Genomic DNA, 19,381 nt, shown 5'->3' with positions numbered 1-19,381 from the left:
CTCCATGGCGACCACCGTCGAACAGACCACCGCCCCGGCGCACGCGGACGAGCCGATCGTCCCGCTGCGGCACCCGGGGCGGTGGGTCGCCGCCGTCGTGCTCGCGGTCCTCGTCGCGATGTTCGTCAGCTTCCTGCTGACGACGCCGCAGCTGCGACTCGACCTCGTCGTCGGCTACCTCTTCGAGCGCTCCGTCCTCCGCGGCCTGCTCACGACGATCGAGCTCACCGTCGTCGCCATGCTCGTCGGGGTCGCCCTCGGCACGGTCCTCGCGATCATGCGCCTGTCCGACAACCCGCTGCTGCGCATCGTCGCGGCAACCTACGTGGCGGTCTTCCGCGGGACGCCGATCCTCGTGCAGCTGCTCTTCTGGTTCTTCCTCGGGACGGTCCTGCCCAACATCAGCCTCGGCGTGCCGTTCGGTCCCGAGCTGTTCTCCGTCTCGACCAACACGGTGATCAGCCAGTTCGCCGCGGCGATCCTCGGCCTCGGACTCAACGAGGCCGCCTACATGGCCGAGATCGTCCGCGCCGGCATCGGCTCGGTCGACCGCGGCCAGGTCGAGGCGGCCCACGCGCTCGGCATGGGTCCGGCCCTGACCTACCGCCGCGTCATCCTGCCCCAGGCCGCACGGGTCATCGTGCCCCCGACGGCCAACGAGGTCATCTCGATGCTCAAGCTCACCTCGCTCGCCCTCGTCATCGGCCTGCCCGAGCTGACGACGACGGTGCAGCTGATCTACGGGCGCAACTTCCAGCAGATCCCGCTGCTCATCGTCGCGAGCATCTGGTACCTCGTCCTCACGACCGTCCTGACGGTCATCCAGGCCCGCATCGAGCGGCGGATGAGCCGCGGCGTCCTGTCCTCGCCGGTCCGCCGGACCCGCTTCTCCTTCGGAGGCCGCTGATGACCAGCCCGAGCACCACAACGCATGCCGCACCCGTCATGGAACCCCTCATGGTCGAGGCCGTCGGAGTGCGCAAGCACTTCGGTGACAACGAGGTCCTCAAGGGCATCGACCTCGCGGTCCGGCCGGGCGAGGTCGTCTCCCTCCTCGGCCCGTCCGGGTCCGGCAAGAGCACGTTCCTGCGCTGCATCAACCACCTCGAGAGCATCGACGGCGGCGAGATCAGCGTCAACGGGCACCTCGTCGGCTACCGCCGCGCGGGCGGCAAGAAGTACGAGCTGAAGCCCCGGGAGATCGCGACGGCCCGTCGCGACGTCGGCATGGTGTTCCAGCGCTTCAACCTCTTCCCCCACCTGACCGCCCTCGAGAACGTCATGGAGGCACCGGTCTTCGTCAAGGGCGTCGCGCGAACCGAGGCGCGGCAGACCGCGACGGACCTGCTCGCGCGGGTCGGCCTGGCCGACAAGCCGGCCGCGTACCCGGCCCAGCTCTCCGGCGGCCAGCAGCAGCGCGTCGCCATCGCCCGAGCGCTGGCCATGCAGCCCAGGCTCATGCTCTTCGACGAGCCGACCTCCGCCCTCGACCCCGAGCTCGTGGGGGAGGTGCTCGACGTCATGAAGGGTCTCGCCGCCGACGGCATGACGATGATCGTCGTCACGCACGAGATGGGCTTCGCCCGTGAGGTCTGCGACCGCGTCGTCTTCATGGACGGCGGCGTCATCGTCGAGGCCGGCCCCCCGAGCGACGTCTTCACCAACCCCCAGCACCCCCGTACCCGTTCGTTCCTCTCCAAGGTGATCTGACCCATGAGCTCCACCCCTGCACGCGGCCCGGTCGACGCGACCGTCACGCCGCGCTTCGCCGGGCCCGCGACCTTCGCGCGGCTGCCGCGCATCGACGAGGTCGACCGGGTCGACGTCGCGGTCGTCGGTGTCCCCTTCGACTCCGGTGTCAGCTACCGGCCCGGGGCCCGCTTCGGCCCCTCTCACGTGCGCGCCTCCTCCAGGCTGCTCCGCAACTACAACCCGGTCCAGGACGTCGAGCCGTTCTCGACCCAGCAGGTGGTCGATGCCGGCGACATCGCGTGCAACCCCTTCGACATCGAGGAGGCCGTCCGCCAGATCGACGCCGGTGCCCGCAGCATCGTCGAACGCGGCGCCCGGCTCATGACCATCGGCGGCGACCACACGATCGCGCTGCCGCTCCTGCGCGTCATGGAGGAGGTCCACGGCCCGATCGCCGTCGTCCACTTCGACGCTCACCTCGACACGTGGGACACCTACTTCGGCGCGCCCGTCACGCACGGCACGCCCTTCCGTCGTGCGAGCGAGGAAGGGCTCATCGACCAGACCGGGAGCATGCACGTCGGCATCCGGGGCCCGCTCTACTCGCGCCAGGACCTCACCGACGACGAGATGCTCGGCTTCCAGGTCCTCGGAGCCCACGACATGGACGACCTCGGCTGGCGCGGCGCGGTCGAGCGGATCAGGGCACGGGTCGGCGACCGCCCGACCTATGTCTCCCTCGACATCGACGTCCTCGACCCGGCATTCGCGCCGGGGACGGGAACCCCCGAGGCGGGTGGGCTGACGAGCCGGGAGCTGCTGGGCATCCTCCGGGCGTTCGCAGAGCTCAACCTCGTCGGCGCCGACATCGTCGAGGTCGCGCCCGCGTACGACCACGCCGAGGTCACGGGCATCGCCGCTGCCCATGCGGCATACGAGCTGATCAGCGCGATGGCGCCGCGCGACCAGCGGGCAGAGCGGGCACCGGGCACCGGGCACCGCGGGGGAGGCCGGCGATGAGTGAGCTGGTCAGCGGCGGGGCGGCCGTCATCGACGCCCTCGTCGCGCACGGCGTCACCGACGTGTTCGGCATCCCGGGCACGCACAACCTCGAGCTCTACCGTCACCTGCGCGGGTCTGGTATCCGTCACGTCGTGACGCGTCACGAGCAGGGCGCAGGGTATGCCGCTGACGGCTACGCGCGCGTCAGTGGCCGTCCCGGCGTGCTGGTCACGACCTCGGGGCCCGGCATCACGAACGCCGTCACCGCGCTCGCGACGTCCTACGCCGACTCGGTGCCGACCCTCGCGATCTCGCCCGGCGCCCCGCGCGGCCGGGTCGGTGCCGACGTCGGCTGGCTCCACGAGCTGAAGAACCAGCAGGCCGCCCTCGAGGCGGTGACCGACCGCAGCATCCGCGTCGAGCGCGCGGACGACATCCCCGAGGTCGTCGCCGACATCTTCGAGGGGTTCGCCACCCGGCGACCCCGTCCGGTCCACCTCGAGGTCCCCGTCGACGTCCTCGAAGGGGAGTGGCTGCGTCGCCCGGGCGCGCGACGACCCTTGCCGGAACCGGTGCGACCCGGCGCCCGGGCCGTCGAGGCGGCAGCCGCCGCTCTCGCCCGTGCGTCGCGTCCGGTCGTCATCGCGGGCGGCGGCTCACGTCGCGCCGCGGACCACGTCGCGGCGCTGGCGAACCTCGGCATCCCGGTCCTCACGACGGTGAACGGCAAGGGCGTTCTCGACGAGCGGCATGCCGCTGCCCTCGGCGCGAGTGCCCGTCTCGTCGCGGCGCACGAGGTCGTCAACGATGCCGACGTGCTCCTCGTCGTCGGCAGCGAGCTCGGTGACTCCGACCTCTGGGGCGGGGTCGTCGCGCCCGGTCGCGCGGGGGAACGGACCGTCATCCGCGTCGACCTCGACCCGAGGCAGCTGCACAAGAACGTCCGGGCCGACGTGCCCCTCCTCGGTGATGCCGCCGCGGTCCTCGGCGAGCTCGTGGCGGCCCTGCACGCGGCCGGTGCGCCCTCGTGGCCGGCCGAGCGCGCCGCCGAGGCCCGCCGCCGCATCGACGCAGAGGCTGACGAGCGATCGGAGCCGTGGGCGCAGATCCAGCGGTCGCTCGCGGCTGCCCTGCCCGCCGACACGGTCGTCGCCGGTGACAGCTCGCAGGTGACGTACTACGGCACGGTCCACTACTGGCCCTTCGGCACCGCCAACCGCCTCCTCTACCCGACCGGCTACGCGACCCTCGGGTACGGCCTTCCCGCGGCCATCGGTGCCAAGGTCGCCGACCCCGGCCGCCCGGTCGTCGCGCTGTTCGGCGACGGAGCGGCGATGTTCAGCATCCAGGAGCTCGTCACCGCGACCGAGCTCGGCCTGGGGCTGCCCGTCGTCGTCGTCGACAACGGCGGCTACGCCGAGATCCGCGAGCAGATGGTCGACCGCGGCATCACGCCGGAGGCGGTCGACCTCTACCGGCCGGACCTCCCCGCGCTCGCCAAGGCCATCGGCGCGCACGGCATCGCGGTGGACGACGCGGCGGACCTCGGCCGGGCCGTGGCCTCGGCCCTGTCCGCCGACCGCCCGACGGTCATCCTCCACCGGGTCTGAGCCCGGCGGCATACGCCCGCAGCCGGCTCCGCTCCCGCCGGCTGCGGGGTCGCCTGCTGTGCCGTCTGCTCTGATCGGGGGCCGGCACTCCTGGGTGGAGCAGACGGCCCAGCAGCCCGCGTGACGCGGCGCCTCGGCCCGAGGGCCCACGGCGGCATCCGTCGGCGACCGGTGACCGGTGACCGGTGACCGAAACGTGAACGCGTGCCGGGCGCCCGGCCACCGCGCCGTACCCTCGTGACATGCGAGTCGGAGTCTTCGGAGCAACGGGCCAGGTCGGTGGCGTCATGCGCGCCCTCCTCGAGGAGCGGGACTTCCCGCTCGACGACGTGCGGTTCTTCGCGTCGGCGCGGTCTGCCGGCACGACGATCCCCTTCAAGGGCAAGGACATCACCGTCGAGGACTCCGCCACGGCGGACTTCTCCGGCATCGACATCGCCCTCTTCAGCAACGGCGGCGCGGCCTCCAAGGAGCTCGCCCCCAAGGTCGCCGCGGCGGGCGCCGTGGTCATCGACAACTCGAGCGCGTGGCGCAAGGACCCGGAGGTCCCGCTCGTCGTGTCCGAGGTCAACGCCGACGACCTCGACGACATCCCCAAGGGCATCGTCGCCAACCCCAACTGCACGACGATGGCCGCGATGCCCGTGCTCAAGCCGCTCCACGAGAAGGCCGGCCTCGTCCGCCTCCACGTGTCGAGCTACCAGGCCGTGAGCGGCTCGGGCGGCAAGGGCGTCCAGGAGCTCGACCGCCAGCTGCGCGGCGCCTACGAGGCGGGCGACCCGACGGGCCTCGCGCTCGACGGGCGTGCGGTCGCGGTGCCGGAGGCTCAGGTGTATGCCGTGCCCGTCGGCTTCAACGTCGTGCCCCTCGCCGGCTCGATCGTCGACGACGGCTCGCTCGAGACCGACGAGGAGCAGAAGCTGCGCAACGAGTCGCGCAAGATCCTCCACGCCCCCGACCTGCGCGTCTCGGGGACCTGTGTCCGCGTGCCGGTGTTCACGGGCCACAGCCTCGCGATCCACGCCGAGTTCGAGCGCGACCTCACGCCCGAGGAGGCGCTCGACCTGCTCAAGAACGCCCCCGGCGTCATCGTCGCCGACGTGCCCAACCCGCTCGAGGCCGCCGGTCGCGACGAGGTGTTCGTCGGGCGCGTCCGCACCGACCAGGCGGCGCCCGAGGGCAAGGGCCTCGTGCTCTTCGTCGTCGGTGACAACCTGCGCAAGGGCGCCGCGCTCAACGCCGTCCAGATCGCCGAGGAGCTGCTCGCTCGTCGGTGACGCGACCACGCACCTTCCGTATGCCGCCGGGCTGAGCCAGCCCGGCGGCATACCTCTGCCCTGGGCTGGGACGCGATCAGCCGGCGGATCAGCTGGCGGATCAGCTGGCGCCTGGTGCTGCTCCAGCAACTCCAGGCGCCAGGTGATCTGCAGTTTGATCGGGTTGCGGGTCTGGCGGCGGATCAGCTGGCGCCTGGTGCTGTTCCAGCAACACCAGGCGCCAGGTGATCTGCAGGTTGATCGCCGGGATCGGGGTCGTCCACCGCCACCCGCCAACCGGTGGCCGGCGGCCCACGGTCACCGGGGTCGAATAGGCTCGGACCCGTGACGGAGCCGGGGCAGTTGTTCGGAGGTGAGCCTCCTCGTGCCTCGACGGCGCCCGGGCTCTTCCTGTGCTTCGAGGGCGGCGACGGTGCCGGCAAGTCCACCCAGGTCCTGCTCCTCACCGAGGCTCTCGAGGAACGCGGCCGCGACGTCGTCGTCACTCGCCAACCGGGCGGCACGCCGCTCGGCGCCCAGATCCGCGAGCTCGTCCTGCACGGCGGCCACGTCTCGCCCCGGGCCGAGGCGCTGCTCTTCGCCGCCGACAAGGCCCACCACGTCGACGAGCTGATCCGGCCGGCCCTCGCCGAGGCCAGGGTCGTCATCACCGACCGCTACACCGACAGCTCGATCGCCTACCAGGGCGCCGGCCGCGACCTCGGCGCCGACGAGATCCGCCAGCTCCAGCACTGGGCCGTCGGCGGGCTCTTTCCCGACCTGACCGTCGTGCTCGACGTCTCCCCGGAGGTCGGCCGGGCTCGGCGCGGCGAGGTGCACGACCGGCTCGAGTCGGAGGGCGACGCGTTCCACGCGGCGGTGCGTCAGGGCTTCCTCGACCTCGCCGCCCGGGACCCGGAGCGCTACCTCGTCATCGATGCCGGCCTGCCGCCGCGCGACATCCACGAGCAGGTCCTCGACGCGGTGCAAGCCCTCCTCGGGGCACGGGCATGAGCGTCTGGCGCGACGTCATCGGCCAGGAGCCGACCATCGAGACGCTGTCTCGAGCCGTCGTCGACGATGCCGCCATGACGCACGCGTGGCTCTTCACCGGGCCGCCCGGCAGCGGTCGCTCCGTCGCGGCGCGAGCCTTCGCGGCGGCCCTCCAGTGCCCGCAGGGGGGCTGCGGCGAGTGCCATGAGTGCCGCACCGCCCTCGACGGGTCGCATGCCGACGTCAAGGTCGTCGCCACCGAGGGCCTCTCGATCAAGGTCGAGGACACGAGGGCGCTCGTCCAGGAGTCGGCGATGCGGCCGTCCGTCGGGCGCTGGCGGGTCATCATCGTCGAGGACGCCGACCGCCTCACCGAGCGCGCGGCCGACGCCCTCCTCAAGGCGCTCGAGGAGCCGACGCCGCGCACGGTCTGGATGCTCTGCGCGCCGAGCCTCGAGGACGTCATCATCACGATCCGCTCCCGCTCCAGGCACGTCCGCCTCCGAACGCCCCCCGTCGAGGCCGTGGCCGAGCTCCTCCAGCGCCGCGACGGCATCGACGCGCCGATGGCCCTCTATGCCGCCCGGGCCGCCCAGTCCCACGTCGGGCTCGCGCGACGCCTGGCCCGCGACGAGGGCGCCCGGATCCGTCGCCGCGACGTCATCGCGATGGCGACGAAGATCATCGGCGTCGGCGACGCGATCGGCGCCGCCGCCGACCTGGCCCAGATCGCCGACGAGGAGTCGACCGCGAGCAGCGCCGAGCGCGACGCGGCCGAGAAGGCCCGCCTCCTCGAGACGCTCGGCGCCGACCCGACGGCACGAACCCAACCCCCGCACGTCCGGGCCCAGGTCGCCTCCCTCGAGAAGGAGCAGAAGACCCGGGCCACCCGCCACGCCCGCGACATGATCGACCGCTCGCTCGTCGACCTCACGTCGGTCTACCGCGACGCGCTCGTGCTCCGGCTCGGGTCCGACGTCGCCCTGGTCAACCCCGACGCGATGGACAAGGTCCGGGCGCTGTCGGGCGTCCTCACCGCCGAGCAGCTCCTCGGTGCGATGGACGCCATCAACGAGGCCCGCGACCGCATCAACGCCAACGTGCCGCCCCTGCTCGCCCTCGAGGCGATGGCCCTCCAGCTGCGTCTGCCCCGCGACCTCGGCTTCTGAGCCGGCTCCCGCGCGAGGGCACCGTATGCCGCTGGGCCGGCTCAGCGGCATACGGCCGGGTCGGGCGCGAGGCGGGGACGGACCGTTGGGCGGTTCCACGGGTCGCCGGGTTACCGTTTCGGGCATGACGCCACGAACCCGCGCCGCCCGAGCGCTCGCTGCCCTGGGCACGGTCGCGGCGATCGTCCTCGGCGCCGCAGCGTGCAGCACTCCCGCAGTGCCGCTCGTCCTGCCGTCCGACCTCCCGGGAGCGACGGTTCCCCCGACGCCCGAGCTCGCGCGCTACTACAGCCAGCAGCTCGCGTGGAAGCCCTGCACGAAGTACGAGTGCGCGGACCTGACCGTCCCCATCGACTACGCCAGACCCGGCGACGGCGACATCGCGCTCAAGGTGCTCCGCGTCAAGGCGGGCGACCAGGGAGATCGCATCGGCTCGCTCGTCGTCAACCCGGGCGGCCCGGGTGCCTCCGGCGTCAACTACGCGGTCGGGGTCAACGTCGGACCCGACGTCCACCGGTACTTCGACATCGTCGGCTTCGACCCGCGGGGCGTCGGTCGGTCGGCCCACGTCGACTGCCTCAGCGACGGCCGGCTCGACCAGTTCCTCGGCACCGACCCGACGCCCGACTCCACGGCCGAGGAGCAGGACGTCGTCAGCGAGGCGAAGACCCTGGCTGCCGGCTGCGAGACCCGCAACGCCCGCCTCCTGCCACACCTGTCGACCGTCGACGTCGCCAAGGACATGGACATCCTCCGGGCCGCCCTCGGGGAGGGGCAGCTGACCTACCTCGGCAAGTCCTACGGCACGTTCATCGGCTCGACGTATGCCGACCTCTTCCCTGAGCGCGTCGGCCGCTTCGTCCTCGACGGCGTCGTCCCGCCCGACCTGTCGAGCACCGAGCTCGCCGAGGGCCAGGCTCGTGGTTTCGAGCGCGCGACGCGCTCCTACGTCCAGGACTGCGTCGACCAGGGCGACTGCCCCATCGGCGGCAGCGTCGACGAGGGGATGGCGTGGATCCGAGACTTCCTGCGCCGGGCCGACACCGACCCGCTGCCGACGGGCGACCCCAAGATGCCCCACCTCACCGAGGCGTGGGCGTCCTACGGGCTCGGGGAGGCGCTCTACGACCAGGGCATGTGGGGGATCCTCACGGCCGCCCTCGAGGAGACCAAGTCGGGGAGCGCCTCCGGCCTGATGTCGCTCGCCGACTCGTACACGCACCGCAACCCGAACGGCACCTACAGCGACAACCTCATGGAGAGCATCTACGCCGTCAACTGCCTCGACCGGCCGGACAGCCCCGACCTGTCCTCGTACGAGGCCAACGCCAAGAAGTTCAGCGTGGTGGCGCCGACCTGGGGTCCGTTCCTCGCCTGGGGCCAGGTCCCGTGCGGCGTGTGGCCGGTCAAGGGGGGCGCCCCGCCGCACACGGTGTCGGCTGCGGGAAGCAACACGATCGTCGTCGTCGGGACGACCCGCGACCCGGCGACGCCCTACGAATGGTCCAAGCGGCTGCGTGACCAGCTCTCCAACGCGGTCCTCGTCACCTGGAACGGCGACGGGCACACGGCCTACGGCCGGAGCAACGACTGCATCGACAACGCCATCGACGCCTGGTACGTCCAGGGCCAGGCTCCCAAGGACGGACTGACATGCTGAACGACGCCCCTCGCCCCGAGGACCTCCCCGAGCTGCCCGACGGGCCGGAGCGTGCTGCCGAGCTGGCCGCGCTGTTCGGTGCCCGTCGTCGCGGCCGCACTCCGTCGGGGCCCGGCGGGCCGGGTGCCCCGCACCCGTCCACGGCGTCGGACGTGACGGCGTCGGACGTGACGGCGTCGCTGACTGCGTCGCTGAGGGCGTCGCTGAAGGCTGAGCCCCAGATGGCCGCGTCGCGGGGCGGACGGCCGGCGAGTCGACGGTCGCGCGGCCTCACCGTCGTCGCGGCCGTGACGGCCCTCGCCCTCCTCGCCCTGACCGCCCTCACCTTCTGGGGGCTGGGCGGCCGGTCGACGCAGACCGCCGAGTCGACCCGGGTGCCGACGGGTTCGGGCGCGCCGTCCGCGAGCCCCGGCAAGGGCGCCACGTCCTCGCCCAGCCCGAGCGCCGGCGCCCCGGCGTCGCTGGAGGCCTACTACGCGCAGAAGGTCGCGTGGAGCCCCTGCCCCGACAACCCCCGTCACGAGTGCGGCACGCTCGAGGTGCCGGTCGACTACGCCAAGCCCGACGGCGACCGGTTCACCGTCGCGATGCGCAAGGTCCCCGCGCTCGACCCGTCCAAGCGGCTCGGCTCGATCCTCGTCAACCCCGGCGGCCCGGGCGGTTCCGGGGTCCAGTACGCCCAGTACGCCGCCTACGCCTTCAGCAAGGCGGTGCGCGAGTCCTACGACATCGTCGGATTCGACCCGCGGGGCATCGGTGCCTCCGACCGGGTCGGCTGCCTCACCGACAGCGACATGGACCTGCTCTTCAGCGACGACCCGACCCCCGACACGGCGGCCGAGCGCACGAAGCTCATCGCCGATGCCGATGCGGTCACGGAGCACTGCGCGGCCCGGGGCGGTCAGCGGGCGCTGCACATGAGCACGACCGAGGTCGCCCGCGACATGGACGTCATGCGCGCCCTGCTCGGCGACGACCGGCTCAACTTCTTCGGCGGCTCGTACGGCACGTTCCTCGGGGCGATCTACGCCGACCTCTTCCCCAAGAAGGTCGGCCGGTTCGTCCTCGACTCGGCCATGTCCCCCAACCAGACCGACGAGCAGGAGATGACCTACGACATCCAGGGCTTCGAATCGTCGATCGATGCCTTCATCGCCTGGTGTGTCTCCCAGCCCACCTGCTCCCTCGGCCACGACAAGGCAGCGGCGAAGGGCAGGATCGTCGACCTCCTCGACCAGGTCGAGCGCCACGGCCTCAAGACGAGCAAGCCCGGGCTGGCGACGATCGGTGAGGGCTGGGTCAACTTCGCGATCTTCATGTGCCTCTACTCCGACAGCTACTGGCCGACGCTCAACCGGGGTCTCGCCCAGGCGATGACCGGCCGGGGCGACATCCTCCTCGCCCGCGGCATGGCCGTCGTCGAGCGCAACGCGGCAGGGCACTACGCCGACAGCTCCTACCTGCCGGCCATGATCCCGGTGCGGTGCGCGGACTGGCCGCGGATGAGCTCCTCCGCGAGCCTGCGCGCCGCCCAGCGCAAGGCGCAGGCGGACCACCCGCTCTGGGCCCGGATGACGGGCGAGCTCTACGACAACTGCGCCAAGTGGCCGGCCCCCGGACGCACCCCGAAGGGCTCGACCCTCGCCGTCGGGGCGGCGCCGATCCTCGTCATCGGCAACCTCCGTGACCCGGCGACCCCGATCGGCGGGACCAAGCAGCTGGCGAAGGACCTCGATTCGGGCATTCTGGTCACTTCCGACCATGACGGGCACGGGACCTACTACTCTGGCAACTCGTGCGTGGACTCCGTGGTGGACGACTACCTGATCCGCGGGACGGTGCCGCGCAACGGCACGTCCTGCTGAGCCGCCTCCGACCCGCGGGCCTCGCCGTCGTGGTCCTCGCGGTGCTGATCGGGTTGGCGACGGGCAGCCCGGGGGCGCCCGCCGAGGGCGGACGCGCCGCTGCGTCGACCACGCGGCCGACCCCCGGGGGCACCTCGGCGACACCGACGCCGACGGCGAGCTCCACCGGTTCCACCGGTGGCAGCAGCGACACAGGGGCTGGGGTCGAGTTCCCGAGCTCGGTCGTCCTCGAGGCGCCGACGTCCACCGTGCCGGCCGAGCTCGCGCGGTTCTACGGCGCGAAGATCGCCTGGGCGCCCTGCCCCGGCTCGAAGCGCGACCGCTGCGGGAGCGTCCGCGTCCCCGTCGACTACGCGCACCCGGACGGCGCGACGGTCCGGATCGCCCTGCGCAAGGTGCCGGCGACGAAGCCGTCGATGCGCAAGGGCACGCTCTTCATCAACCCGGGTGGCCCGGGCGCGTCGGGGATCGAGTTCGCGCGCCACGCGTCGTCGTTCTTCTCGACGCGGGTCCGGGACGTCTGGGACGTCGTCGGGTTCGACCCGCGCGGCATCGGCGAGTCCGGCGGCTTCCCGTGCCTGCGCACCAAGGACCTCGACGCGATGTATGCCGCCGACCCCACCCCCGACACCGCCGCCGAGCGGGCTGCCCTGCTGAAAGGCCGGACCGACCGCGTCGAGGGCTGCCTCCGTCGCGGGGGCGAGCTGGCCCGCAACATGGGCACCGAGAACGTCGCCCGTGACCTCGACATCCTGCGCGACGCGGTCGGGGACACCCACCTCAACTATGTCGGCATCAGCTACGGCACGCTCCTCGGCGCGCTCTACGGCAAGCGGTTCCCGGACCGGATCGGGCTCATGGTCATCGACTCGGCCGTCAACCCCGACGTCTTCGCGGCGGCGGGAGCGACCCAGCAGCAGGTCGACGACTGGGCGTCCTCCGACGCGGACGGCGTCGACCAGACCTTCGACGAGTTCTTCGACCACTGCGCCAAGAGCGGGGACTGCCCGCTCGGCTCCGACCGCACGACGGCGGCGCGGCGGCTCGTGAGCTTCCTCGACGGGCTCGACCGTCACCCCCTGCCGAGCGACGCCATGGGCATCCCGCGTCTCACGGAGGGGTGGGCGGTCACCGCGCTGGGGGCCGTGCTCCAGTTCCCGGACTCGTACGACGACATGGAGGGAGCCCTGAGCTCGGCCATCGACGAGGGCGACGGGACCGGGCTCGTCTGGATGGCCATGAACACGGTCGACCGGGCCGACGACGGGACGTACGGCGGCTACGAGGTGTCACACCTGGCCGTCCGCTGCGCCGACTGGCCCTACGACCCGACGGAGGACATGCAGCCGAGCCGGTCCGTCCTCGACAAGCACCCGCTCTACGCCCACCTCGCCGGCAGCTGGGCCGACTCCTGCAAGGGCTGGAAGGGCACGGTCCGCTCGGACCTCGTCGTCCTCGTCGACGCGAAGACCCCGGTCCTCGTCATCGGCAACCTCGACGACCCGACGACACCGATCTTCGGGACGCGTCGGATGGCCCGGGCCATCCAGAACTCGGCCCTCGTGACCGTCGACGCGCAGGGCCACGGCGCGTACTCCGCGGGCAACCACTGCATCGACCGTGTCGTCGACGACTACCTCGTCGACGATCTCGTCCCGGCGCCGTCGACGATCTGCGCCAAGGAGTGAGCGGGCGCGCCGGAGACCTCGCCACGCCGTGACGTATGCCGCTCACCCAGCGAGCTGAGCGGCATACGTCCCGGGTCGGTGTCGTCGACGACGCCCAGGTCAGGCGCGCAGGTCAGTCGTCGTCGGAGACCCGGACGGCGATCTTGCCGGCCGTGTGGCCCTCCATGTTGAGGCGGAAGGCGTCGGCGAGCTCCTCGAGGGGGAAGGTCGCGGCGACGGGAACGGACAGCCGGCCGTCATCGACCAGCCGGGTGAGCTCGTCGAGGTCGGCGCCGCTCGGGCGGACCCACATCCACGTGCCGCCCTTCTCGGCGACGGTGGCATCGGCGATGGAGGCGTGCCGGCCACCCTCGGCGAGGACGGCCGTCGTGACGTCGCTGACCCCGCCCACGAAGTCGGCGACGACGTCGACCCCGCTCGGTGCGAGGGTGCGGACCCGGTCGACGACGCCGTCACCGTAGGTCACCGGCTCGGCGCCGAGCGCGCGGAGGCGGTCGTGGTTGCGCTCCGAGGCGGTGCCGATGACGCGGGCGCCGAGAGCCTTGGCGATCTGGACGCCGAGGGAGCCGACACCGCCCGCGGCCGCATGGACGAGGACCGTGTCGCCCTCACGGACGCCGAGTCGGGTGAGCAGCTGCCAGGCCGTGAGACCGGCGAGGGGGAGGCCGGCGGCCTCGTCCCACGAGAGAGAGGCGGGCTTGCGGGCGACCGAGCGGGCGGGGACGCTGACGTACTCGGCGAAGGTGCCGCCGTGCACGTAGTCCTTGCGGGCGTAGGCGTAGACCTCGTCGCCGGGCGCGAACTCCGGAGTGTCGAACCCGACCGCCTCGACGACCCCGGCGACGTCCCAGCCGGGCACGACGGGGAAGCGGACGTCCATGACGGCGTCGAGCCCGCCCGACATGACCTTCCAGTCCACGGGGTTGACGGCCGCCGACCGGACCCGGATGAGCACCTCGGCCGGTCCGACCTTGGGCCGGGGCTGCTCGGTGAGGGCGAGCACGTCGGGGCCGCCGTACGTGTCGTAGGTCATGGCGCGCATCGTGTCGGACATGGAAGAGCTCCTTCGCGTCGGGGCAAGAGGGGGACGGGCCGCGATGGGCCTCCATGGACAAGGACGGATCGTGGCTCACGCATTCCCGACGGGCTGCCGGCCGGGTCCCGATTTCACTCCCGAGGGAGCCGATGCGTATACTCAACAACCGTGCCCGACACGCTCGCGTGAGGGTCCGTGCGCCGCTTTAGCTCAGTCGGCCAGAGCGATTCACTCGTAATGAATAGGTCGTCGGTTCGATTCCGACAAGCGGCTCAGATGACGCCCCCCGGTCCGCCGGGGGGCGTTTCTGCTCTCTGGCCGCTGAGGCCCGGACCCGCTCCGTTGTCGTCATGATCGTGCTACCGGTTCGCCTCGAGCTCCACGATCCGGCCCTCGAGCTGCAGCACCATGGCGATCCCCGCGAGGTTGAGGCCCGCGTCGAGGAGCGTGCCGATGCGACGCAGCCGGTCGAGGTCGTTGGCGCTGTAGCGGCGCGTCCCGCCCTCGGTCCGGTCCGGGTCGAGCAGGCCCCGGGCCTCGTAGAGCCGGAGGTTCTGGATGCCCATCCCGACGAGGTCGGCGGCGACCGAGATGCCGTAGACCCCGCGCTCGGGGTCGACGGGGGACTCGCCGGTCATCAGGAATCGCCGTCCTCTCTGGCTCGGGGGTCTTGCCTGATTGTGTCATCAGTGCTACAAGAAATCTATGGCGCATCCCATAGATCACGGGATCTGTGGGCCGACGAATCGGAGTATCGAAAACAGACGGAGGTGGGACTGATGCTGCTGCGCCCTGACCCGTTCCGCGAGCTGGACCGCCTGAGCCAGCAGGTGTTCGGAGGCACCGGAACCCTCGCACGCCCCTCGGTGATGCCGATGGACGCCTGGCGCGAGGGAGACCAGTTCATCGTCGCGCTCGACCTGCCCGGTGTGGACCCCGACACGGTGGAGCTCGACGTCGAACGCAACGTCGTCACGGTCCGGGCCGAACGCCCGGGACCGAAGGAGGCTGTCGAGCTGGTGGCGGCCGAGCGTCCGCGCGGCGTCTTCAGCCGACAGCTGGTCCTCGGCGACACGCTCGACACCGAACGGATCGCGGCCTCCTACGACGGCGGGGTGCTGACCCTGCGCATCCCGGTCGCGGAGCACGCGAAGCCGAGGCGGATCGAGATCCGCACCGAAGGCCGCAACGATCGCCAGGCGATCGGCGCCTGAGCGGCGACGGCGCCTGGCAACGTCGTGGACTCGAGAGGGCATCGCCATGACCATCGCGACCACCGAGCCGAGGACGGCTCCACCCACCGGAGCGTGGGGTCGTGACGCCGACCTCGACGTCGACATCGACGTCGAGGCGGCGTTCGCCGAGCTGATCTGCGCCGACCCCGACCTCGTGGACGTCGAGTTCGCCGCGATCGTCGCCGAGCTCGGGCAACCGGGCACGCCGGCCGAGCGTCCGCCGGTGCCGGCACCCGGCCCGGCGCCCCGGGGCGGGACGGCTCCTCGCCCCGCGGCCTCGCCCCTGTACCGCGAGGCGAGGGCCAACCTCGAAGGACGCAGCCGGCAGCGCTCGCCGCCCGACCGGTGATGGGCTCACGCGAAGGGTCCTGCACGGGTTCTACCCCTTGAGCTCAGGAGGGTGAGACGACGCACGAGAGAGGGTCCCCACCGGGCGCCAGCGGCCGGGTGGGGATCCTCCCGTGTCTGTCCGTGGCCACTCCGTCACGGAGGCTCGGTGGGTGGTTAGGTTGAGCGCAACCGGCCCCCGACCGGATCCCACAGGCGAGGCCCGAGCGAAGGAGCTCCCATGTCCCTGCTCACACGCAGCAGCACCGTCGACGGCATCGTCCGCCGGAGCGCGCAGACCTTCCGGGAGCGGGTGGCTCTCCGCTTCGAGGACCGGGAGTGGACGTATGCCGCCCTCGACGCCGCCGTGTCCCGCGCGGCCGGCCACCTGCTCGGTCTCGGGCTCGAGAAGGGCGACCGGGTCGCGGCCTACGGGAAGAACTCCGACGCCTACCTCATCGCCTTCCTCGCCTGCGCCCGGGCCGGGCTCGTCCACGTGCCGCTCAACTACAACCTCACGGGCGTCGAGCTGTCCTACCTCCTGGGCCAGTCCGGCAGCCGCGCCGTCCTCGTCGACCCCGGTCTGGCGCCGCAGCTCGACCGGGTCGACGAGGAGGTCGCGCGCTCGATCGAGCACCGGATCGCCCTGCGCGACACCGCAGACTCGCTGCTCACGGTGACGAGGGAGGGCGAGGTGCCGGAGGTGGACGTCGATGTCGCCGACAGCGACCTCGCCCAGTTCCTCTACACGTCCGGGACGACCTCGCGTCCCAAGGCGGCGATGATGAGCCACAAGGCGCTCGTCCACGAGTACCTCTCGTGCCTCGTCGCGCTCGACCTGCAGGCCGACGACCACCCGCTCCACGTCATGCCGCTCTACCACTCGGCGCAGATGCACGTCTTCCTCCTGCCGTGGCTCGCGATCGGCGCGACGAACACACTCCTCGAGGTGCCCGACGCCGGCGAGATCCTCCGGCGCATCGAGCAGGATGGCCACCGGGCCTTCTTCGCCGCGCCGACGCTCTGGGTCGCCATGGCCAACCATGCCGACTTCGCCACCCGCAACCTCGACGGCCTCCAGAAGGCCTACTACGGGGCGTCGATCATGCCCGGGCCGATCCTCCAGCGCCTGCAGGAGAAGGCACCCGCCGTCGGTTTCTACAACTGCTTCGGCCAGTCCGAGGTGGCTCCGCTCTGCACCGTGCTCCGGCCCGAGGAGCACCGCGAGCGTCCCGACTCCGCGGGCCGGCCGGTGCTCTTCGTCGAGGCCCGGGTCGTCGACCCCGAGGGCAACGACGTGGCGGCAGGCGAGAGCGGCGAGATCGTCTACCGCTCGCCACAGCTCTGCGACGGCTACTTCGACAACCCCGCCGCGACGGAGGAGGCCTTCACCGGCGGCTGGTTCCACTCCGGGGACCTCGTGCGGATGGACGAGGCTGGATACGTCTTCGTCGTCGACCGGATCAAGGACGTCATCAACACCGGGGGAGTGCTCGTCGCCTCCCGCGAGATCGAGGACGCCATCTACACCCACCCGGCCGTCGCGGAGGTCGCGGTCGTCGGCATGCCCGACGAGAAGTGGGTCGAAGCCGTCTCGGCCTTCGTCGTGCGCAGGGGCGACGTGACCGCGGAGGAGCTCGAGGCCCACCTGCGCGAGCGGCTGGCCTCGTTCAAGATCCCCAAGCGGATCGAGTTCATCGACGCGCTGCCCCGCAACGCCTCAGGCAAGATCCTCAAGCGTGAGCTGCGCGCCGACGCGCCTCGACGATGATCCGTCCCGAGGCCTCGACCGGCGTGCCCTCGACGATCGACCCAGACGTGCAAACAGGCCCCGTGCGCCGACCCGCCCTGCTGAAGATGGACGGAATCCGTTGACCCCCAACCCGATCCGGCGAGCACAACCCTCCGATGCGCCGGTCCTCGTCACGCTCCGAGCCCTGATGTTCGAGGCCATGGGCGTGCCGGGTGTGGACGAGGCTCGATGGCGCGAGGCCGCCAGGGCCTGGTTCGAGCGGGAGCTCGCCCAACGGCATACCTGCGTCGTCCTCGCCGAGGACCCGTCCGGTGCCGTCGTCGCGAGCGCCATGGGTCGACTGAGGTACGAGGCCCCGTCCCCGACGAACCCAGGAGGAGTCTCCGGGATCGTGTCCAACGTGGTCACGCTGCCCGCCGCGCGACACCAGGGCCTCGCACGCGCGTGCCTCGATGAGCTCCTCGCGTGGTTCCGGGACGAGACGGATGCCGGCCAGCTCGAGCTCTTCGCGACGGGCGAGGGGGCGGGTCTCTACGAGTCGTTCGGGTTCGCGCCGACCGACCACCCCGCACTCCGGCTCCGCGTCCCGCGGACCGACGGCGTTCTCCGGCGACCGTAGGCGGCCGACGCCGGTCCTCGACGTGCTCGGGGCTCGACGGTCCAGGTCCAGGTCGGGCCCGGGTCCGTCACGTCGTCGAAGACGTTCCCGGCCACCGGCCACCGGCTACCGGCCACCGGCGTCGGACGAGCTAGGCCGCAGCGGCTTCAGCCGGGACTGGGACGGCCTCGGCTGCAGCGACGCCCTCGGCCCGGGCGAGCACGGGGCGCGCCGCCCACGAGAGCAGGACTGCGAGGGCACCTGCGGCGACGGTCACGGCATATGCGGGGGTGTGTCCGCCCCAGTCGGCGAGGCGGCCCGCGACGGCCGCACCGAGGGCGTAGCCGAGCCCGGTCGCCGACGCGAGGAGCGTCATCGCGGCCCCGGTGCGCGAGGGCGGAGTGACGCGCTCGCCGAGCGTGAAGGTCGTGATCATGTACGGCGCGACCGTGCACCCGAGGACGAGGAGCGCCGGCGCGAGCGCGGGCAGGGACCCGACGAGCAGGAGCGGCGCCGCGAGGACGAGAAGGCCGACGGCGAACCACCGCAGCCGGCTCGTCAGGGCGAACCGGGCGGGCAGGGCCGCAATCGCGAGGCCCGCGACGACGCTGCCGATGCCGAGGAGAGCGTGGAAGTAGCCCGTCAGGCCGGGGGACCCGGCATCGGTCGCGAGAACCGAGGTCCCGGTCTGGACCGACCCGAACACCGCGCCGATGAGCAGCTGGGCCACGCAGAGGACGACGAGGGCCGGGGTGAGGAGCCGGGCCGCGGCCGACCTGGCCCGGGCGGTCGCGGCATGGGTCAGGGTGGCCGTCTCGTGCAGGGCGAACCACGTGCCGAACGCAGCGAGCGCGACCGCCGCGCCGGTGAGGGCCGTCGTCGGGCTCGCGACGGAGACCCCGAGGCCGACGATGGCCGGTCCGAGGACGAAGGACGCCTCGTCGGCGGCACCTTCGTAGGAGAAGGCCGCGTCGACGAGCCGCGCCTGGTGCGGCCCGGACTGGGCGGTGATCGGCCGCCAGCGAACCCGCGCGAGCGGGCCGATCTGGGGCATGAGCAGGCCTGCGACGGCGCTCGCGACGGCCGCGACGCCCCAGGGCAGCCCCGAGCTCACGATGACGAGGAGGGCGGCGAGCGCGAGCGCCCCGGCGACCGACTGGACGGCGACGACGCGGCGCTGGCCGAGACGGTCGGCGCGGCTTCCCCAGAGGGGCGCGCCGAGCGCGTTGGCGACGGCGAGGGCCCCGGCGCAGGCTCCGCCGGCCCCGTAGCTGCCGGTGGTCCCGGCGACGAGGAGCAGGACGCCGAGCTGGCTCATGGCGAGCGGCATCCGGGCGAGGAAGGCAACGACGACATAGGTCGGACCGGTCAGGCCGACGAGGCGCCGGTAGGAATCGATGGGGGACACGAGCGGCTCCGGGGATGGTCGCGGGGTACGCGAAGCGGGTGCGTACCTTCCCGCCCAACAGGCACGCCGGAGCCCTGTGCAGGGCCGAT

17 protein-coding genes and 1 tRNA gene are annotated in these 19,381 nt (G+C 72.2%); 15 read left to right on the top strand and 3 right to left on the bottom strand.

From position 1 onward, the window contains the following. Positions 1–4 precede the first annotated feature (4 nt). From N865_RS00500 to N865_RS00455, 10 genes are all read left to right on the top strand, one after another. Positions 5–907 (top strand): amino acid ABC transporter permease, encoded by a 903-nt coding sequence (locus N865_RS00500; protein ID WP_034800488.1) that lies wholly within the window; start codon positions 5–7, stop codon positions 905–907. Further along, positions 907–1,710: an amino acid ABC transporter ATP-binding protein gene (locus N865_RS00495; protein ID WP_084327810.1), complete on the top strand. Its 804-nt coding sequence runs from the start codon at positions 907–909 to the stop codon at positions 1,708–1,710. The genes N865_RS00500 and N865_RS00495 overlap by 1 nt, the downstream gene beginning before the upstream one ends. A 3-nt stretch (positions 1,711–1,713) precedes the next feature. Then, the gene (gene speB, locus N865_RS00490; protein ID WP_051509725.1) at positions 1,714–2,712 is read left to right on the top strand and encodes an agmatinase; all 999 of its coding nucleotides are present in this window, start codon (positions 1,714–1,716) and stop codon (positions 2,710–2,712) included. After that, a complete protein-coding gene (locus N865_RS00485; RefSeq protein ID WP_034800343.1) occupies positions 2,709–4,304 on the top strand; it encodes a thiamine pyrophosphate-binding protein in 1,596 nt (531 codons plus the stop codon). Before speB ends, N865_RS00485 begins: the two co-directional genes overlap by 4 nt. A 242-nt stretch (positions 4,305–4,546) precedes the next feature. Beyond that, positions 4,547–5,581, top strand: coding sequence for an aspartate-semialdehyde dehydrogenase (locus N865_RS00480; RefSeq protein WP_034800342.1), 1,035 nt, complete (start codon positions 4,547–4,549; stop codon positions 5,579–5,581). Between the two features lie 324 nt (positions 5,582–5,905). Continuing rightward, positions 5,906–6,574, top strand: coding sequence for a dTMP kinase (tmk, locus tag N865_RS00475; protein ID WP_245603612.1), 669 nt, complete (start codon positions 5,906–5,908; stop codon positions 6,572–6,574). After that, a complete protein-coding gene (locus N865_RS00470) occupies positions 6,571–7,722 on the top strand; it encodes a DNA polymerase III subunit delta' (protein ID WP_034800341.1) in 1,152 nt (383 codons plus the stop codon). The genes tmk and N865_RS00470 overlap by 4 nt, the downstream gene beginning before the upstream one ends. A 124-nt stretch (positions 7,723–7,846) precedes the next feature. Then, positions 7,847–9,382 (top strand): alpha/beta hydrolase, encoded by a 1,536-nt coding sequence (locus N865_RS00465; protein ID WP_034800340.1) that lies wholly within the window; start codon positions 7,847–7,849, stop codon positions 9,380–9,382. Beyond that, positions 9,376–11,247, top strand: coding sequence for an alpha/beta hydrolase (locus tag N865_RS00460; protein WP_034800338.1), 1,872 nt, complete (start codon positions 9,376–9,378; stop codon positions 11,245–11,247). Before N865_RS00465 ends, N865_RS00460 begins: the two co-directional genes overlap by 7 nt. Continuing rightward, positions 11,178–12,935 carry an alpha/beta hydrolase gene (locus N865_RS00455; protein WP_157557489.1) on the top strand — a complete coding sequence of 586 codons (1,758 nt, stop codon included), beginning with the start codon at positions 11,178–11,180 and terminating at the stop codon, positions 12,933–12,935. The genes N865_RS00460 and N865_RS00455 overlap by 70 nt, the downstream gene beginning before the upstream one ends. A gap of 112 nt (positions 12,936–13,047) precedes the next feature. Here the strand turns inward: N865_RS00455 and N865_RS00450 are convergent, their stop codons facing one another. Beyond that, positions 13,048–13,977 (bottom strand): NADP-dependent oxidoreductase, encoded by a 930-nt coding sequence (locus N865_RS00450; RefSeq protein WP_034800482.1) that lies wholly within the window; start codon positions 13,975–13,977, stop codon positions 13,048–13,050. 193 nt (positions 13,978–14,170) lie between these two features. On the opposite strand from N865_RS00450, the gene N865_RS00445 reads away from it, so the two are divergent. Further along, positions 14,171–14,244 (top strand) — tRNA-Thr (locus N865_RS00445). Between the two features lie 86 nt (positions 14,245–14,330). Here N865_RS00445 and N865_RS00440 read toward each other — a convergent pair. Then, a complete protein-coding gene (locus N865_RS00440; RefSeq protein WP_034800333.1) occupies positions 14,331–14,609 on the bottom strand; it encodes a MerR family transcriptional regulator in 279 nt (92 codons plus the stop codon). Between the two features lie 141 nt (positions 14,610–14,750). On the opposite strand from N865_RS00440, the gene N865_RS00435 reads away from it, so the two are divergent. The 4 genes from N865_RS00435 (at position 14,751) to N865_RS00420 (ending at position 17,905) form a co-directional block, all read left to right on the top strand. Continuing rightward, entirely contained in the window at positions 14,751–15,185 is a 435-nt protein-coding gene (locus N865_RS00435; RefSeq protein WP_034800330.1) for an Hsp20/alpha crystallin family protein, read from the top strand. 46 nt (positions 15,186–15,231) lie between these two features. Then, positions 15,232–15,555: a hypothetical protein gene (locus N865_RS00430; protein ID WP_034800329.1), complete on the top strand. Its 324-nt coding sequence runs from the start codon at positions 15,232–15,234 to the stop codon at positions 15,553–15,555. A 219-nt stretch (positions 15,556–15,774) separates the two neighbouring features. Next, positions 15,775–17,304, top strand: coding sequence for a fatty acyl-CoA synthetase (locus N865_RS00425; protein WP_034800327.1), 1,530 nt, complete (start codon positions 15,775–15,777; stop codon positions 17,302–17,304). Between the two features lie 100 nt (positions 17,305–17,404). Beyond that, positions 17,405–17,905, top strand: a complete 501-nt coding sequence (locus tag N865_RS00420) for a GNAT family N-acetyltransferase (protein ID WP_034800325.1) — start codon at positions 17,405–17,407, stop codon at positions 17,903–17,905. A gap of 130 nt (positions 17,906–18,035) precedes the next feature. Here N865_RS00420 and N865_RS00415 read toward each other — a convergent pair whose 3' ends face one another. Beyond that, complete coding sequence (locus N865_RS00415) at positions 18,036–19,292, bottom strand: MFS transporter (protein ID WP_034800323.1); 1,257 nt, start codon at positions 19,290–19,292, stop codon at positions 18,036–18,038. Positions 19,293–19,381 lie beyond the last annotated feature (89 nt).

The organism is Intrasporangium oryzae NRRL B-24470 (assembly GCF_000576595.1).
In the GTDB taxonomy this organism is placed as follows: Bacteria; Actinomycetota; Actinomycetes; order Actinomycetales; family Dermatophilaceae; genus Intrasporangium_C; species Intrasporangium_C oryzae.
This window is presented reverse-complemented; position numbering and strand designations above follow the sequence as displayed.

What these genes read in the sequence shown, in the direction of transcription:
- N865_RS00500 (WP_034800488.1), top strand. Translation starts at nt 5, where the DNA reads ATGGCGACCACCGTCGAACAGACCACCGCCCCGGCGCACGCGGACGAG.
- N865_RS00495 (WP_084327810.1), top strand. Translation starts at nt 907, where the DNA reads ATGACCAGCCCGAGCACCACAACGCATGCCGCACCCGTCATGGAACCC.
- speB (WP_051509725.1), top strand. Translation starts at nt 1,714, where the DNA reads ATGAGCTCCACCCCTGCACGCGGCCCGGTCGACGCGACCGTCACGCCG.
- N865_RS00485 (WP_034800343.1), top strand. Translation starts at nt 2,709, where the DNA reads ATGAGTGAGCTGGTCAGCGGCGGGGCGGCCGTCATCGACGCCCTCGTC.
- N865_RS00480 (WP_034800342.1), top strand. Translation starts at nt 4,547, where the DNA reads ATGCGAGTCGGAGTCTTCGGAGCAACGGGCCAGGTCGGTGGCGTCATG.
- N865_RS00470 (WP_034800341.1), top strand. Translation starts at nt 6,571, where the DNA reads ATGAGCGTCTGGCGCGACGTCATCGGCCAGGAGCCGACCATCGAGACG.
- N865_RS00465 (WP_034800340.1), top strand. Translation starts at nt 7,847, where the DNA reads ATGACGCCACGAACCCGCGCCGCCCGAGCGCTCGCTGCCCTGGGCACG.
- N865_RS00460 (WP_034800338.1), top strand. Translation starts at nt 9,376, where the DNA reads ATGCTGAACGACGCCCCTCGCCCCGAGGACCTCCCCGAGCTGCCCGAC.
- N865_RS00450 (WP_034800482.1), bottom strand. Translation starts at nt 13,977, where the DNA reads ATGCGCGCCATGACCTACGACACGTACGGCGGCCCCGACGTGCTCGCC.
- N865_RS00440 (WP_034800333.1), bottom strand. Translation starts at nt 14,609, where the DNA reads ATGACCGGCGAGTCCCCCGTCGACCCCGAGCGCGGGGTCTACGGCATC.
- N865_RS00435 (WP_034800330.1), top strand. Translation starts at nt 14,751, where the DNA reads ATGCTGCTGCGCCCTGACCCGTTCCGCGAGCTGGACCGCCTGAGCCAG.
- N865_RS00430 (WP_034800329.1), top strand. Translation starts at nt 15,232, where the DNA reads ATGACCATCGCGACCACCGAGCCGAGGACGGCTCCACCCACCGGAGCG.
- N865_RS00425 (WP_034800327.1), top strand. Translation starts at nt 15,775, where the DNA reads ATGTCCCTGCTCACACGCAGCAGCACCGTCGACGGCATCGTCCGCCGG.